We start from the raw sequence: 16,209 nt of genomic DNA, 5'->3' as shown, positions 1-16,209 counted from the left end.
GAACCGTGAATTACACAATGGGTGAAGATGGGATTCTGCGGATTACTAACCAACTAAAATTAGGGGTGGAATAGAGTAATGAATAAAAAAGTTCTTTCTTTGTTGTTATTAATGGTGATGGTTCTGGTCACAGCATGTGGAAATAACACGTCCAATAACGGTTCTTCTGCGAATACTGGATCAAACGCTGCTGAGGGTGGAGAAACAGGTGCAGGGGATAAACTCAAGGTTGTATTGCTGATTCCGGGGACACTTGGGGATAAATCATTTTTTGATTCCGCTAATAACGGCTTGCAAAAGGTTAAGGATGAACTTGGTGCAGAAACAAAGGTTGTTGAAATGGGCGTTGATAAAACGAAATGGGAGCCTACATTTAACGATATCGCTTCCGAGGATTGGGATGTAATTATTTCTGGCGGTTCTGAAATTACAGAGATGTTTAATGCAACGGCAGAATTGTATCCAGACAAAAAATTCATTAATTATGATACCGACATCGATGAAGCACCAGATAACATGTACAACATGTCTTATGCGACAAATGAAGTATCTTTCTTGGCAGGTGCCGTAGCAGCATTAGCTACACAATCGGATATGCCGAATGCTACCCCTGAGAATGTGATTGGGTTTGTGGGCGGTATGGATATTCCGGGGATTAATGCTTTCTTGGTCGGTTACATTCAAGGCGCTCAGTACGTTGATCCTGATGTAAAAGTGGCTGTGTCGTACGCTGGTGATTTTGTTAACCCTGCAAAAGGTAAGGAGCTGTCTCTAATTCAATATAACTCCGGTGTGGATGTTATTTTTAACGTGGCTGGGGGTACAGGTCTTGGGATCTTTGACGCAGCTAAAGAGAAGAAAAAATATGCAATCGGTGTAGACTCCGATCAGGCAATGTTGATTAACGATACGGATAGTGAAAAAGCAAATCTAATCGTTACTTCATCGATTAAAAAGATTGATACGGCTATTCTAGGTGCAGTGAAGAGATTGCAAGAGGGTACGCTAGAAATGGGCAAACGTGATGTATTGAGCTTTGTAGATGATGGTGTAGGTATTGCTGAGAATGATATTTATAAAAATGTATTCCCGGCTGATCTTCAGGCCAAGGTTGAAGAAGTGAAGCAAAAGCTGATCAATAAAGAAGTTAAAGTGGATAATGCGATGGGGATGGAAACCGCAGAGGTAGAAGCTATTCGTAACGCAGTTAAGCCTTAAGCTTTAAATCTTAAGATCAGCTCTATAGAGATAAACCTACAGTTGGAGATTCTTCTAGTCAGGGGAATTCCAGCTGTATATTTTTGCAGACCTCCAAGTTGAAAGGCGTTGAGACCTATGTACACAGCTCTGCTGGAAATGCGGGGAATTACCAAGGTATATCCCAATGGCGTCGTTGCAAATAAAGACGTGCATTTTTCTTTACGTGAGGGAGAAATACATGCGATTGCAGGTGAGAACGGTGCAGGTAAATCGACTTTAATGAAGATTATGTTCGGCATGGAAGAGCCAAGTGAAGGCGAGATCTATATCAAGGGTGAAAAAGTAAAGCTGCAATCCGCTCAGGACGCCATTGATAGAGGCATCGGCATGGTCCACCAGCATTTCATGTTGGTACCTTCTTTTACGGTGGCAGAGAATATGGTGCTGGGTATGGAGCCGCGCAGAGGAGTTGGCATTAATTATGCCGAGGCTGTGCGCATGACGGAAGAGACCGCAAGGAAATACAATCTGGCCGTGGATCCAAAGGCAAAAGTAGAGGATCTTACAGTTGGGATGAAACAAAAGGTTGAGATTCTTAAGGCGCTGCTGCGTGGTGCGAAGATTCTGGTGCTTGATGAGCCAACTGCGGTGTTGACTCCACAGGAAACAGAGGAATTGTTCCGCGAGCTTAAGCAATTAAGGGAACAGGGCCATACGATAGTTTTTATTTCGCACAAATTAAAGGAAGTCAAAGCGATTTGCGACAGAATTACGATTATGCGCAGCGGCCGTAGTGGAGGTGTTTTTCAAACACAGGATGTGACAGAACAGGAAATCTCGCGGTTAATGGTCGGCAGAGATGTCGTGCTGAAATATGACAAAGAGATTCTGGCTGTTAGTGAGCCAGTACTAACGGTGCAGGGACTCGGTGTGAATGATGCAGATGGCAAAGCATTATTGTCGGATATCAATTTTGCGGTACGTGGTGGGCAGATCGTTGGGATTGCTGGTGTAGAAGGCAACGGGCAGACACAGCTTATTGAAGCTCTTACAGGTAGCTTGAGAGGTGTCTCAAGTCAGGGTTCTGTACTAGTGAAGGGAAAGGATATCCGTGAATCGGATATTTTGGATATTCGTAAGCTAGGCGTTTCCTATATACCGGAGGATCGGATGCGGCAAGGGATCGCTAGTGAAGCAAGCATAGCTGATAATCTGCTATCTACTCAGTATCGTACAAAAGCAATGAATAAAGGTCTTTTTTTGAATGGCTCACGAATTGCCAAGCTAGCAGTATCCCTTGTAGAGGAATTTAAAGTCCGCTGTTCAGGACCTTCTCAGCCCATAGGAATGTTGTCAGGCGGTAATATGCAGAAGGTGGTCGTAGCTAGAGAGTGTTCGACTGAACCGCAGCTGCTTATTGCAGAACAGCCGACACGGGGTGTGGATATAGGCGCAGCCCAGTTCATACATCAAAAGTTGTTGGAATTACGTTCAGACGATTGCGCGATTTTGCTAGTGTCGGCAGATTTGAATGAGATCTTGGAGATCAGCGATAGTCTGTTAGTAATGTACGAGGGTAAGATTGTTGCCTTTTTCGAGGAGCCATCTAAGGTTAGTGAGGAAGAATTAGGTCTTTATATGCTGGGGATTCATCGACAGGACGAGGAGCACATCGGGAGGGCCGTAAATCATGTTTAAAGTTAAATATTTTGAGTACATTCGGACATCGGCGGTAATCGTTATTGCACTCGCTATTGCCTTTCTGATCATCTCTTTGGTCAGTAATCAGCCTGTGAAGACGATTGGTATATTCCTATTAGAGCCGTTATCCAGTAAAGGTCATATTGGTAATGTGATTGAGATGGCGATTCCGCTCATGTTCACTGGGTTGGCAGTATCCTTGTTGTTTCGAGCCAATATGTTTAACCTGGGAGCTGAAGGGATTTTCTATTTCTCCGGTGTTGTAACTTCCGTATTGGCTATTCATTTAACGCTGGACGGCTGGCTGCATCCGATGGTAGCTATTGCTGCAGGTTCAATTGTAGGAGCATTGCTCTCGGCAATACCTGGTATTCTGAAGGCAAAATGGAATGCTAATGAGTTGGTTACATCCTTAATGTTCAATAATATTTTGTTCGGAGTAGGGCTATACCTACTGAACTATCATCTGCGTGATGCTAAAGCTTTTGCCAATGTATCCTACAAATTCGAGAAAACGGCACTGCTGAGTAAAATGGTCTCGGGCACCCGTATTCATACCGGTCTTATTATCGTTATCGTGCTTATTATTGCAGCTCATCTATTCCTATACAAAACGAAATGGGGATATGAGCTGCGCATGACAGGCATCAACCGGGACTTTGCCCGTTATTCCGGTATGAAGACAGCCAAGGTTATTATTCTCGTTCACTTGATTGCAGGTTTTATCGCAGGTATGGGGGGCTCCGTAGAAGTGCTGGGGATGTATAACCGTTTCCAATGGACGTCACTGCCTGGTTATGGTTTGGATGGTGCCCTTGTAGCGATGTTAGCCAAAAATAATCCGCTGTCCGTAATCGGCTCTGCATTATTCCTAGCGTACATTCGAATTGGGGCTGACATGATGGCGCGTCTGTCTGATGTACCTTCAGAGATGATCTCAATCATACAGGCAATTATCATTCTTCTGATTTCGGCTGAGCAATTTCTGAAGTTCTGGAAAAATCGGATGCTCTTGAAGGAGGCGAAGGAAGCGTGAATAGTTTGTTTGATGTGATTTTTACAACTGACTTTGCGTTCTCTGTCCTTCGCGTGACGACTCCGATTCTGTTCGCCGCGCTCGGCGCACTCATCTCCAACCGTGCAGGGATCATTAACATTGGGATGGAGGGCATCATGCTTGTTGCCGCTTTAGCGGGTGTCATCATAAGCAGCTATACACATAGCGCATGGGTAGGTCTGCTTGGGGCGGTGCTGTCTGGAACATTGATCGCTGGAATATTAGCTTTTTTCACCCTGAAATTCAAAACACATATCATTCTCGGGGGTGTGGCCATTAATATGTTCGCTTCGGGAGGCACTGTGTTTATCCTCTATCTGCTTAGTGGCGACAAGGGTTCTTCCACTTCGCTGGCGAGTAAAGTTCTACCTAGTGTCCAGATTCCTTTGTTGAAGGATATCCCGGTGCTTGGACCTATTTTATCGGGGCATCACATTCTGACGTATGTTTCTATATTGGCTGTGTTTGTTGTCTACTATCTATTAAACCGTACACCGCTTGGACTGCGCATTCGTTCAGTGGGTGAAAATCCACATGCGGCTCAATCCGTGGGTGTAAGTGTTGTGAAAATACAGTATATGGCTTTGCTGCTTAGCGGATTTTTTGCCGGTTTAGGCGGTGCTTATATGTCGATGGGGTATTTGTCACTGTTTACCCGCGATATGATCGCTGGCCGGGGCTGGATTGCCATTGCCGCTGAGTCGATGGGAAGAAGTACGACCGTAGGCACGGCGCTGACCTCTTTATTATTTGGTACTGCAGATGCATTGTCGAATGCGCTACAGGTGTTAAAGATTCCTGCGGAGCTAATCGCCACTCTTCCTTATGTAGCCACAGTAATTGGACTTGTGATCTACGCAGTATCTGAGACACGAAAAAAGAATAAAAAACTTAAAAGCCCGCTAGTTAAATAGCGATTGAAATGATTGATACACAGACAAGGAGTGAGTACCTATGCCAACACCTATTATTATTGACTGCGATCCAGGGCATGATGACGCAATAGCGATACTGCTTGCCATAGCAAATTCGGAGAAGTTAGATCTGCGCGGGATTACAACGGTTGGTGGAAACCAAATTTTAGATAAAATCACGGAAAACGCCCTGAAGGTGATCAGCTTCGTGAATGCTGACATTCCTGTAGCTAAAGGGGCTGCTGGCCCACTGTTCGGCAAGCTTGTTACAGGTGAGGAAGCGCATGGTGAATCGGGCATGGATGGGCCGCTTTTGCCTCCAAGTAAATTCCGCCCTGTAGAGCAGGGTGCTGTGGAGTTTATGCTGAATATCATCCGTTCTTCAGAGGAGAAGATTACGCTCGTGCCGATGGCTCCTTTAACAAATATCGCACTGCTAATCACGGCTTATCCAGAGATTAAAGACAGAATTGAAAAAATCTCACTGATGGGGGGAGGTATCTCTTATGGGAATGTCACCTCTACTGCGGAGTTTAATATCTATGTAGATCCTGAAGCAGCCCGTATTGTGTTTGAGTCGGGGATTCCGATCACAATGAGTGGTCTGGATGTGACCGATAAGGCTGCTATTTTTGAAGATGAGATCCTAGCATTGAAAGAGCGGGGACCAGTGTCTACAATGGTCGGAGAATTGCTGGATTTCTATTCGATTTACGGCAAAAAAATGGGCTATGTCGGCAGTGCGCTGCATGATCCATGTGCTGTTGCCTGGCTGCTGCATCCGGAACTATTTGAATCTGAGCATCTATATGTAACGGTGGAGACAGAAGGCAAGCTGACGCGGGGAATGACAGTTGCAGACAGACGGAAGAAGACGGATCGTCCAGCGAATGTGCAAGTATTGGTGGGCGTTGACCGGGAAGCATTTATGAAGCTGATCTTTGATTCACTGGAAAAGCTTGATCAAGAGCTGCTGCTAGCGGCTGAAGGGAAGTAGCCTATGGCAGGATGGGAGAGACTTCAAGAGACCGTGCAGTTTGAAATTGCTCAGCGTGGAGAAGAAGGTTGCGAGATTGATGGGTTCGCGGATAAGCTAGCGGCTGCTGGTGCCGATGAGCTCAAGCTGATGCAGGTATACAATGAGCTAATGGAGCTTACGATCAGTGAGGATTTTCCGTATCAAGAGCCATCCTCTCTGGAGGAGATTCGTCATCTACGTCCAGAAGGCCCACGTAAGCTTGAGGCGGACTGGAGCGAAGCGGAATGGAGAGATAAGTTCTATGGAGCCTGGCTCGGTAGAAGTGTCGGCTGCGCACTCGGGAAACCGCTGGAGTATTGGGACTATCTCTATGGGAAAGATGGCCGTCCGGGCTGGGAGAATATTGAGCTATGGTTTCAGGGTGCGGACGCCTGGCCAATTACTGGCTATACGCCTGGGCATTCACGGGCAGAGGCTGAATATGGTCTTGGCTTAAGTGAATGGACACATGCGAGTACCCGTGAGACGATCAAGTATATGGAAAGCGATGACGATATTCGCTACACTGTCCTGGGTCTTATGCTGCTGGAGCAGAAGGGTCTGAACTGGGATTCTTGGGATATCGGAAAGCTGTGGCATACACATTTAACATATAGTCAGGTGTGCACGGCGGAGACACAGTCATATATGAATTTTGCGCAAGAGACCTCTCATCTGCATGGCGAGAAACCTGCGGATTGGCTGGTGCGGCAGGAAAGAGTGCGGATGCACTTAAACCCTTACCGCGAGTGGATTGGTGCCGCTATACGCGCAGATGGACTGGCTTATGGCGCAGCAGGTTATCCTGAGCTTGCGGCAGAACTAGGCTGGCGCGACGCTTCATTTTCACATGTGAAAAATGGTATCTACGGTGAGATGTTGAATGCGGCGATGATATCGGCAGCTTTTGCAGAGAAGGATAATGAACGGATCCTAGAGATAGGCCTTAGTGAGATTCCGCGTACCAGTCGTTTGGCCAGTGATGTTTTGCGGGGGATAGATATTGCGCAGAAGGCCAAAAGTGAGCGGGAGTTGGTTCGTAACATTTGGGATACTTTTAGCCACTATGATGCAGTCCATACAAATAATAATGCTGCTCTTGTAGCTGCGTCGCTTGTTTATGGCGGGAATGACTTTGAAAAAACAGTTGTCACTTCCGTATATGGTGGAATGGATACAGACTGTAACGGGGCTACTGTGGGCTCAATTATGGGAGCGAAGCTTGGAGCAAGTAAGTTGCCGGCTTCATGGATCGAACCGCTTCACGATACGTTATATGCCGATCTGCCCGGATTTCATCCGATAGCGATTTCGGAATGTGCGGAACGCAGCTACCAAGTGTTCTTGAAGATTCGCAGAGAGCTTGGCGAAAAGGCATAAAAGATTTAGCGAGTATGGGACTCGATAGATCAGGGATTCAGGGATTACTATATGAATTATGGGATGTCTTAAGCTATTGGCTTAGACATCTTTTTTTGTGTAACAGCAGGTCTTTAATCACACTCCAACGAACCAAATGTAGCTTTAACTGCATTTCATACACTTAAAAAAACCAAATATGGCTATATTAACAGTGGAGCGTTTAGTGGTGGGGCAATAGGAGAATCATGATTTCAAGAGGGAAGGATTATCTTTGCTAACCCTTTTTATTTTATTAATAAATGTGTAAAAAGAGCCCGGTATAAAGGGGTTTTAGGTTTTCATCAACCTTCCTGGTATATCATTTAAAGAAAAATGATGACACAGCAGAAGAAATGTCTTATTATTTAAGGAGATTTTTAATAAAACAGATTTTAGAAAATTGTAATACAATGTCTCACTTGATGGAGGTTCATTATATAAGGGAAAGGAAGGGGGAGCTTCTAATACTGTCGCTGAGTCGGGTAAGTAAAGGGTTCAAGCTGAAGGAAGGCATCTATCAGGCTGTAGATGAGGTATCGCTGGAGGTAAAGCAGGGATCCATTCATGGGATCATTGGTGAGAGTGGTGCGGGGAAATCTACGCTGCTGCGACTGATGAATCTTCTGGAACAGCCGGATGAGGGAACGGTTACCGTAGATGGCCACAACCTGACCGAAATGCCTAGTAAAGCACTGCGTAAAGCAAGGCAAAAGATTGGAATGATCTTTCAACAATTTAATCTTGTTTATAACGTCACTGTAGAGCGGAATGTTTCGATCCCGCTGGAGCTGGCAGATGTCCCAAAGCATGAACGAATGAAGCGTGTGAAGGAGTGTCTGGATTTTGTTGGACTGGCAGATAAGGCAAAACAATATCCGGCACAGCTCAGCGGAGGACAACGTCAGCGTGTTGCGATTGCCCGCGCGCTAGCGAACAGTCCGGGAATATTACTGTGTGACGAGCCAACGTCCTCCCTGGACCCTGGAACCACTACAGATATCTTGAACGTGCTGAAGCATGTGAATTCAAGTCTTGGAGTAACGGTTGTCATTGTTACGCATGAGATGGATGTTGTTAAAAGCATATGTACTCATGTATCGGTGATGGAAAAAGGGCGCATTGTAGATTCGTTCTCTCGTGAAGACGGTGAATTCCGTCCAGCGGCAGCCAGTACCGGGACATACCGCGATCAGATTCTTGGTAAAGCGGGGGAAGATCATGTTTGATAGTGTACTTCAATATCAGGCACAGATGTGGGATTCGATTGGTGAAACCTTTGTGATGGTTGGTATTTCTGTTGGAGCGGCCGTGCTGCTGGGGCTTCCACTGGGTACCTTGTTGTTTTTTTTCCGAAAAGGGCAGCTTTATGAGAATACAACGTTGTCTCTGGTGCTCAACAGTATCGTTAATATTATCCGCTCTTTTCCGTTCCTGCTGCTGGTCGTTGCGCTAATTCCAGTCACTCGTTTCCTGGTCGGGACCGCCATTGGTACGATTGCAGCAGCGGTTCCATTATCTATAATCGCTATTGCCTATTATGCTCGGTTAGTGGAGCAGTCGTTGCTGGAGGTTCCTAAAGGGGTCATTGAAGCAGCATTATCGATGGGAGCCTCGAAGCTGGGCTTGATCTTTAAATTTCTGTATGTGGAAGCTCGTTCGGGTCTAGTCCTTGGACTTACTACTTCTACAATTAGCTTTATCTCCTTCTCGACCGTGATGGGAGTTGTTGGTGGGGGAGGGGTTGGTGATTTCGCTATCCGTTATGGTTATCAGCGTTTTGAGACGGAAGTGATGATCTATGCCATTTTAGTGATGATTGTATTAGTCCAATTGGTTCAGTTCACCGGGGGGACTATCGCAAGGCTGTTGGATAAGCGGTAATACAAAATAGTTCAATATATAAACTGGGGGTTAGTAGTACTAATGAAAAAATCAATGATACTTGTGCTTACATTAATGGTATTGGTCGTAGCGGGTTGTGGCTCTAATAAAGCAGCCGAGAACAATGCTGCAAAAGGTAGTAATGATGAGTTAACCAAATTAAAGATCGCTACACTGATCCCACCTATGACAGAAATTCTGGATATTGTGAAGCCGCTCCTGAAGGAAGATGGCATTGATCTGGAGATCGTTGTTCTCTCTGATAATGTGCAGCCTAATGAGGCGTTGGCTAATAAAGAAGTAGACGCTAACTTTTTCCAACACGTTCCTTATATGAAGCAATATAATGAAAGCAAAGGCTCTAATCTGGTAGAGGTACAGCCTGTTTATGACGCTATTTATGGCGGATACTCCAAACGTTATAAGACTATAGCTGATCTTCCTGAAGGGGCTACGCTTGTAATGGCTAATGATCCATCTAACATCGGCCGTTCATTGCAAATGTTCGCTGCAGCTGATCTTATTAAGCTAAAAGAAGGCGTAGGCATTCAAGCCACACAAGCAGACATTACTGAAAATCCAAAAAAATTCAAGTTTGAAGAAGTCGATCTCTTAATGCTGGCCCGTATGCTTGATGATGGCGATCTGGTAGCCATGACTCCGGCTTATGCGAGCCCACTAGGATTGACACCGAAGAAAGATGCACTGATTACGGAAGGCGAAGATTCCGAATTCACAATTACTTTGGTGGCACGTGAAGATAACAAGGACTCTGACGCCATTCAAAAGCTGGCTAAACGGATCAGCGGTCCTGAAGTGAAAAAGTTCCTTGAGGATAATTACGCGGATATTGCGTTGCCTGCGTTTAAATAAGCTGAATATGGATCTATAAAAAAGGGCAGCCCGGCGATATTTACCGGGCTGCCCTTTTTGTAATAGGAGTATTTAGGTGTGTCTTACATTACTCGGCTTCTCTCAGCCGTTCCACAATGGATGCTTGGGATAACGTTTTATAGGCTCTCAGTGTCACTGTGTAAGCGAGAATTAACAAAATAGGAACGGTGAGGATAAACGGCAGCCAACTCATCTGAAATACCATAAAGGCCATATTATCCGTGATGTTTTTGGAAAGGTTATAGGTCAGCAATACACCTAATGTTGAGGTTATGAGGACGGTTAGCAAAACGGTGTAGAATCCTTCAAGGATCAGCATACGTTTTAGCTGCTTTTTGGTCATGCCAATACTCTCCAGCATGGCAAGTTCATTCCGGCGGGAGACTACCCCGGTGAGTACAGTGTTGATATAATTCAGCACCCCGATTAGAGCAATGACCAGGCTAAGCCCATACCCGACGGTTTGAAAAATGCGAATGAATCCACCGAGCTCATCCTTGTAATCCTCCCTTGATTTTAAAGTTAATTCATCAGTTGAATCTGTTAAAGCTTTGACCACTTGTTCTACCTGGTCCAGCTTAGTCGGATCGACATGTAGTGTGGCTGAAACGATATTGGCTGGATCTGTACCCTTCGGCATTTCCTTCTGCAGCTCCGAAGCAGGGAGGAAGATGTTGTAACCTAACATAGAGTAAGATTTTGTTGTGGCAGCATATACTGCATCATGTTTTACTACTGCCATCACTTCATAAGATTTATCCGACTTCTCGAAAGTGACTGTATCTCCAGGATGATAATAGGTGCGGTAGCTATCTTCTTCTATAAACATGGCCTCAGATATGACCGCATATTTTCCTGAAGCAAACTTCTGCCTGTTAAACTCCCCTTCAATAATATCCTTGTCCACAAGATCATACCAGCCCGGATCTAATCCATATAAATGATTGTAGACCATCCCCCCCTTATCTAAAGTGGAGAGAAGATAAGGATGTGGGTCAGCAGCTGCCATTGGCTCCAAAATAGCCCGGACAGCATCATCGACAGGAGATGGAACATATCTGTGGTAAACCTTATCAACAGTTTCTACACCGTCAATTTTACTTAGATTGTTGGCGAATTCCTCTGAAAGCTTATATGGATCACCGTCTCGAGGTCCTGTAATACTGACTAGCACTTCATTCTGAACCACAAAATCACCGGAGATAAAGGCACGCAGATATTTATTCACATCCAGTGAGGAAATTACTGTAAAAATGGTACTGAACAAGATGATACTCAAGGAGAGTGAAGAGAGCATCAGGATCAGCTTCTTTTTGCTTCTGAACAGGTTGGAGAACGCCATGTTGTGAAGTTTTGCGCCATGTTTTGATTTTTTGGCATTCCGTTTTCCACCGCTGCTGACTCCGGCAAATTTTACAGCCTCTACCGGCGAGGTTCGCGAAGCCATTCGGCCCGGTTTGCTTGCGGCGATCCATACTGTCATAAACGAGAATGCTGCTGCACCAATAAATATCCACGGGCTAGCAGAATAGACATTATCAGTAGAACCGTTTAAAAATGAGGAGGCCATAGGGAGAATCAGCAGACCTAGCAGATACCCGAACCCCAATCCAAAAGGCAATGCGACGAGATAAAGTGACCGGGCCTGAATGGAGATGATCTTTTTCAGTTGTCGGGGTGTGGTACCGATGGTCTTTAGCAGCCCGTAAAATTTGACATCCCGCACGACGGAAATAAAAAAGATATTGTAGATTAGTAAATAGCCGCTCAGCATGGTGATAAGAATGACAACTGCATAAGGAATGATATTCAGTAGATTATCGGAGAGAGAAACACTTGTATAAGCCGGATTGACACCATAAGGTACATCCAGGCCGGTGTCCGTCAAAATCTTTTGTACCTTCTGTTCAATATTATAAGAATTATTAAACATCACCCCTAGACCTGCGGTGTTCACATAAGAACCCGTTGCCTCAGAGATGTCCGGGTCAATATGGGAAATGTTCTTCTGTGTAAATGCTTCGGATACAAAAGCCAATCCTGACATCGCCAAATTTTGATCGGTTTCGTAATATCCGGAGAGCTTAAAGTCTTGGCTTATGACTTTTTCACCAATGTCTATATCCAGCTTCACAGTCTGGCCTAACTCATGTTTTGCTCCTAGCAAGTCAAGCGCCCAAGTATTTAGGACGATTTCATTCTCTTGGGAGGGCAGTCCGCCGGCTATAAAGTTGATAAAACCGTGTTTGGCATAATTCTCGTCAATTCGAAGGACCTCTACCCGGTGATTCTTGAACAGACTGGTGCTTATATCGCCAACCTTAAGGAAGACGCCATACTCTTTGATGGATGGTTGATTCTTCAGCTTCTCCAACTCGGCAGGATTCAGATATTTGAAGCTTCCATGATAATCGCTGCCGGTAGTCTGCATTTGTGCGCGTTGCATCGATTTGTTAATACTGAGCGCCAAGGTAAACACGCTGGTGATCAAAAGCGTAGTCAGTACGATGGCACAGATGATAGTGAAATTGCGAGCACGGTTGGCTTTGAGGCTTTTTTTGGCTAAAGTAGCAATGGTCTTATGGTTATTCGTGCTGATCATGGCTGGCTCACTCCGGAGCTACGGAGTGAGCCAGTGAAAATGACGCCATCTTCAATACGGATAATACGGTCAGCAGTTTGAGCAATTTGTTCATTGTGTGTGATCATCACAATGGTTTGGTTGAATTTTTCACTCATCTGTTTAAGTAAAATCAGCACTTCTTGGCTTGTTTTGCTGTCCAGATTACCTGTAGGTTCATCTGCTAAGATGATTGAAGGTTTGGTCGCCAATGCTCTGGCTATTGCCACCCGTTGCTGCTGTCCGCCAGACAGATTAGAAGGTAGAGTATTCATCTTTTCCTGCAAGCCTAAAGTGCGGATGATTAGATCAAGATAAGTTTCGTCAATTTTGCCACCGTCCAGTTCAATGGGCAGCACAATATTCTCCCGCACATTTAGTATGGGTACCAAATTGTAATTCTGAAAAACAAACCCCACCGATCTGCGCCGAAAAATGGTCAGCTTCTCATCACTCATCGCAAAAATATCGTTCCCGTCCACGTAAACCTTGCCCTCTGTTGCCCGATCTAATCCGCCAAGCATATGAAGAAGAGTGCTTTTGCCGCTGCCGCTAGTGCCGACAATGGCGACAAACTCCCCTTTATCCACTGACAGTGATATACCGTCCAAAGCCTTAACGCTTGCGCCAACCTTTCCATAGTGTTTTTTTAAATTTTCAGTCTGTAGAATCGGCATAACTCTTCCCCTCCAATGAGATCTGTTTGTCCATGATTTAAGGGTAGCAAATCAATCTGACAGGAGAGTGTCTGAATTCTGACCATAATGACACATTCTATTTCAGCGCTGGGGCAGGTAAACAGAGAAAGTTGTACCTTTTCCAGTTTCAGAAATGACGTTGATATGGCCGCCTTGCGCCGTGATAATCTCTCTGGACAAAAACAACCCGATGCCGACCCCCTCGAATTCACGCGCTTGCTTTCCTCGGTAAAACCGCTTAAAGATGTGAGGGATTTCTTCGCTGGGGATTCCAAGTCCAGTATCGGTAAGGTGGAGACAGGTGAACATCTCGTTGCTTTCAGCAAGAACGGAAATTTGTCCGTTATGCGGTGTGTACTTCACAGCATTCTCGAGCAGGTTGAATAGTGCTTCACTTGTCCATTTGACATCGTGGCAGGCTAAGATGTGTGTCCCGCAGTCAATATTGATCGTAATTTGTTTGTTTTCCGCTTGTGCATAAATCTGGGATAAAGCCTGCGTCAGAGTTTGTATGAGCGGTTTCGCCTCAATCTGCTGTAGGGAGATCATTCCTGTTTCCAAACGTGATAATTTGATTAGAGACTGAATCAGCCAATCCAACTTATCTGACTGCGCTTTAATATGCTGTATGTAGTGCCGGACATTCTCATTTAGTCCGGGCATCTCTTCGAGCAACTGACTGAATACCATGATATTAGAGAGGGGGGTCTTGGTTTGATGGGAGATATCCGAGATCAGCTCTTTTATTTTGTTTTTCTCTGTTTGGATATTTCGTTCATTCGCCTTAGCCATCCCTATATACCGCTTTAGTTTATGTTCCATCGAAGACAGAGCGGTTTCTTCATAGTTAGTGAGTGGCGGCAGGTCATGTATAGCCCGTTCAATCGCAGTGTCCAAGGTCTGTATATAGATTGCGATCTGGCGGTTCCATAACCAGACCCATACGGCTCCTGTCGCTAATATACAGATGATAAATAGAGAAGTCAGTTGGAGCAGAGTGGGGTCGAACCCGTACAGAAACATTATACTGCCGATAAAACAGGCTACTAGTATAAGGATGATCAGTAAAAAGAGCCTATGAATTTGCTTGAAATTAGCAGGTGGGCTATTGGTTTTCATGGTTTTTGCCCTTCAGTCCACATGTATCCAAGTCCGTAAATGGTCTTGATATATTTGGGTGCTGCCGGGTCATCCTCAAGTTTAGCACGCAGCCGTTTGATGGCTACTGTCAATGCGTTTTCATCCACAAATTCGGCATCCTTGCTCCAGATCTTGTCTATCAGCTGTTCTCGGGTCAAAATATTGCCCGTATTCGTCACCAGCAGCCGCAGCAGTTTTTGCTCAGTTTTGCTCAGCTGGAGCGATTGTTTATTTTTGCTGTACTCCAGTTTCTCAAAATCGAGTTCTAAGGGACCCAATGTTATTTTTCCAGTCCCTAGTGATTCCGTTCTTCTGAGCACTGCCATTACTCTGGCGCGAAGCACCATTAGGCTGAATGGTTTAGTGATATAGTCATCGCCCCCCAATGCAAAACCGGTGATAATGTCGGACTCCATATCATTGGCGGTTAGGAAAATAATGGGTACGCGTGAGGTCTTGCGAAGTTGCTCGCAATAATCCAGTCCACTGCCGTCTGGCAGATTGATGTCCAGAATGATGAGATCAATAGGGTTAACTGCGAAAATATGCTCCGCCGCGGCAATATCGTAGGCTTGATGGATCATGACATTGTTTTGAGAAAGAGTGAGAGCGATCCCTTTATTTAAACTACGGTCGTCCTCAACGATCAGTATGTTCATAGTAATTCTCCTTTGTTTCTTATTTGATCATTATACATTCTCGGGATTTATTCGAAAGCGAGATTTTTATTTAGTAGACAGTTGAAAGTGGACTTTTCTTTATAATCTTTAAAAATGTTTTATTGTATATTAAATGTAATTTTCTAGAACAAATAGTTAGTATAGTCCTCAAAAAAAACATTGTAAACGAATTTTTTTATATAAAATAGTAAATTTTTGGAATAAAGTGGATCTTGGAAAAAAATGTCGAAGCACACACTATTTATTCTAGTTATTGGTATTGCAAGAAATTTCACGACGGTATGACACATGAAGAATCAGATATTCTAAAGAAATAGAGGGGTTGTGCATGAGTATATTAAAAGCTAACGACTTGAGAAAGTATTACAGTAGTGAACCAAACCCTGTCAAAGCGTTGGATGGCATAACAATGAGTGTGGAGCAAGGTGAATTTGTGGCTATCGTTGGGACTTCCGGCAGCGGTAAGTCTACGCTACTGCATATGCTCGGGGGCCTTGATAATCCTACCTCTGGCACCGTAGAAGTGAATGGGAAAGAACTGTCAAAGATGAACAGTGATCAGCTTACGATTTTTAGACGTAAAAATATCGGGTTCATTTTTCAAAATTATAATCTAATGCCGATACTTAATGTCTACGAGAATATCGTTCTGCCGATTGAACTTGATGGAAACAAGGTGGATAAGGAGTATGTGAACATCATTGTAAGGATGTTAGGACTGAAGGAGAAGCTGAATAATTTACCCAACAATTTGTCTGGGGGCCAACAACAGCGTGTAGCAATTGCAAGGGCTTTAGCGATGAAGCCCGCTATTATCCTTGCCGATGAGCCCACTGGAAATTTGGATAGTCAAACAAGTGAAGAGGTAATCAAGCTGCTGGAAATGACTAGTCACCAACTAAATCAAACAATCATTATGATTACACATAACAACGAAATTTCCTTGCGTGCTGATCGGATTCTCCGTATGGAGGATGGGAAAATCGTGGATTAGAGAGGGAAAAA

General features: G+C 44.6%; 14 protein-coding genes. 10 read left to right on the top strand and 4 right to left on the bottom strand.

Going from position 1 to position 16,209, the window contains the following annotated elements:
* Window positions 1-78 precede the first annotated feature (78 nt).
* From MHB56_RS10350 to MHB56_RS10310, 9 genes are all read left to right on the top strand, one after another.
* Window positions 79-1,218: a BMP family ABC transporter substrate-binding protein gene (locus MHB56_RS10350; RefSeq protein ID WP_076302372.1), complete on the top strand. Its 1,140-nt coding sequence runs from the start codon at window positions 79-81 to the stop codon at window positions 1,216-1,218.
* A 117-nt stretch (window positions 1,219-1,335) separates the two neighbouring features.
* Window positions 1,336-2,898: an ABC transporter ATP-binding protein gene (locus MHB56_RS10345; protein WP_341143553.1), complete on the top strand. Its 1,563-nt coding sequence runs from the start codon at window positions 1,336-1,338 to the stop codon at window positions 2,896-2,898.
* On the top strand, window positions 2,891-3,937 hold the full coding sequence (locus tag MHB56_RS10340) for an ABC transporter permease (protein WP_036685569.1): 1,047 nt from the start codon (window positions 2,891-2,893) through the stop codon (window positions 3,935-3,937). The genes MHB56_RS10345 and MHB56_RS10340 overlap by 8 nt, the downstream gene beginning before the upstream one ends.
* Complete coding sequence (locus tag MHB56_RS10335; protein WP_036685567.1) at window positions 3,934-4,872, top strand: ABC transporter permease; 939 nt, start codon at window positions 3,934-3,936, stop codon at window positions 4,870-4,872. Before MHB56_RS10340 ends, MHB56_RS10335 begins: the two co-directional genes overlap by 4 nt.
* 40 nt (window positions 4,873-4,912) lie before the next feature.
* Complete coding sequence (locus tag MHB56_RS10330) at window positions 4,913-5,869, top strand: nucleoside hydrolase (protein ID WP_076184827.1); 957 nt, start codon at window positions 4,913-4,915, stop codon at window positions 5,867-5,869.
* 3 nt (window positions 5,870-5,872) lie between these two features.
* Complete coding sequence (locus tag MHB56_RS10325) at window positions 5,873-7,270, top strand: ADP-ribosylglycohydrolase family protein (protein WP_312148399.1); 1,398 nt, start codon at window positions 5,873-5,875, stop codon at window positions 7,268-7,270.
* A 485-nt stretch (window positions 7,271-7,755) separates the two neighbouring features.
* Entirely contained in the window at window positions 7,756-8,517 is a 762-nt protein-coding gene (locus MHB56_RS10320) for a methionine ABC transporter ATP-binding protein (protein WP_081387310.1), read from the top strand.
* Complete coding sequence (locus tag MHB56_RS10315) at window positions 8,510-9,172, top strand: methionine ABC transporter permease (protein WP_036685560.1); 663 nt, start codon at window positions 8,510-8,512, stop codon at window positions 9,170-9,172. Before MHB56_RS10320 ends, MHB56_RS10315 begins: the two co-directional genes overlap by 8 nt.
* Window positions 9,173-9,214: 42 nt before the next feature.
* On the top strand, window positions 9,215-10,045 hold the full coding sequence (locus MHB56_RS10310; RefSeq protein WP_036685556.1) for a MetQ/NlpA family ABC transporter substrate-binding protein: 831 nt from the start codon (window positions 9,215-9,217) through the stop codon (window positions 10,043-10,045).
* An 88-nt stretch (window positions 10,046-10,133) separates the two neighbouring features.
* Here MHB56_RS10310 and MHB56_RS10305 read toward each other — a convergent pair whose 3' ends face one another.
* The 4 genes from MHB56_RS10305 to MHB56_RS10290 all read right to left on the bottom strand — a co-directional run bounded on the left by MHB56_RS10305 (window position 10,134) and on the right by MHB56_RS10290 (window position 15,183).
* On the bottom strand, window positions 10,134-12,668 hold the full coding sequence (locus MHB56_RS10305; protein WP_248549725.1) for an ABC transporter permease: 2,535 nt from the start codon (window positions 12,666-12,668) through the stop codon (window positions 10,134-10,136).
* Complete coding sequence (locus tag MHB56_RS10300; protein ID WP_248549724.1) at window positions 12,665-13,363, bottom strand: ABC transporter ATP-binding protein; 699 nt, start codon at window positions 13,361-13,363, stop codon at window positions 12,665-12,667. The genes MHB56_RS10305 and MHB56_RS10300 overlap by 4 nt, the downstream gene beginning before the upstream one ends.
* Before the next feature lie 102 nt (window positions 13,364-13,465).
* A complete protein-coding gene (locus MHB56_RS10295) occupies window positions 13,466-14,503 on the bottom strand; it encodes a sensor histidine kinase (protein ID WP_076130303.1) in 1,038 nt (345 codons plus the stop codon).
* The gene (locus tag MHB56_RS10290; RefSeq protein WP_076130304.1) at window positions 14,500-15,183 is read right to left on the bottom strand and encodes a response regulator transcription factor; all 684 of its coding nucleotides are present in this window, start codon (window positions 15,181-15,183) and stop codon (window positions 14,500-14,502) included. The genes MHB56_RS10295 and MHB56_RS10290 overlap by 4 nt, the downstream gene beginning before the upstream one ends.
* Window positions 15,184-15,532: 349 nt before the next feature.
* On the opposite strand from MHB56_RS10290, the gene MHB56_RS10285 reads away from it, so the two are divergent.
* Entirely contained in the window at window positions 15,533-16,198 is a 666-nt protein-coding gene (locus tag MHB56_RS10285; protein WP_341143552.1) for an ABC transporter ATP-binding protein, read from the top strand.
* Window positions 16,199-16,209: the final 11 nt, after the last annotated feature.

The organism is Paenibacillus sp. FSL H8-0315 (assembly GCF_038005365.1).
Taxonomy (GTDB): Bacteria; Bacillota; Bacilli; order Paenibacillales; family Paenibacillaceae; genus Paenibacillus_AQ; species Paenibacillus_AQ odorifer.
This window is presented reverse-complemented; position numbering and strand designations above follow the sequence as displayed.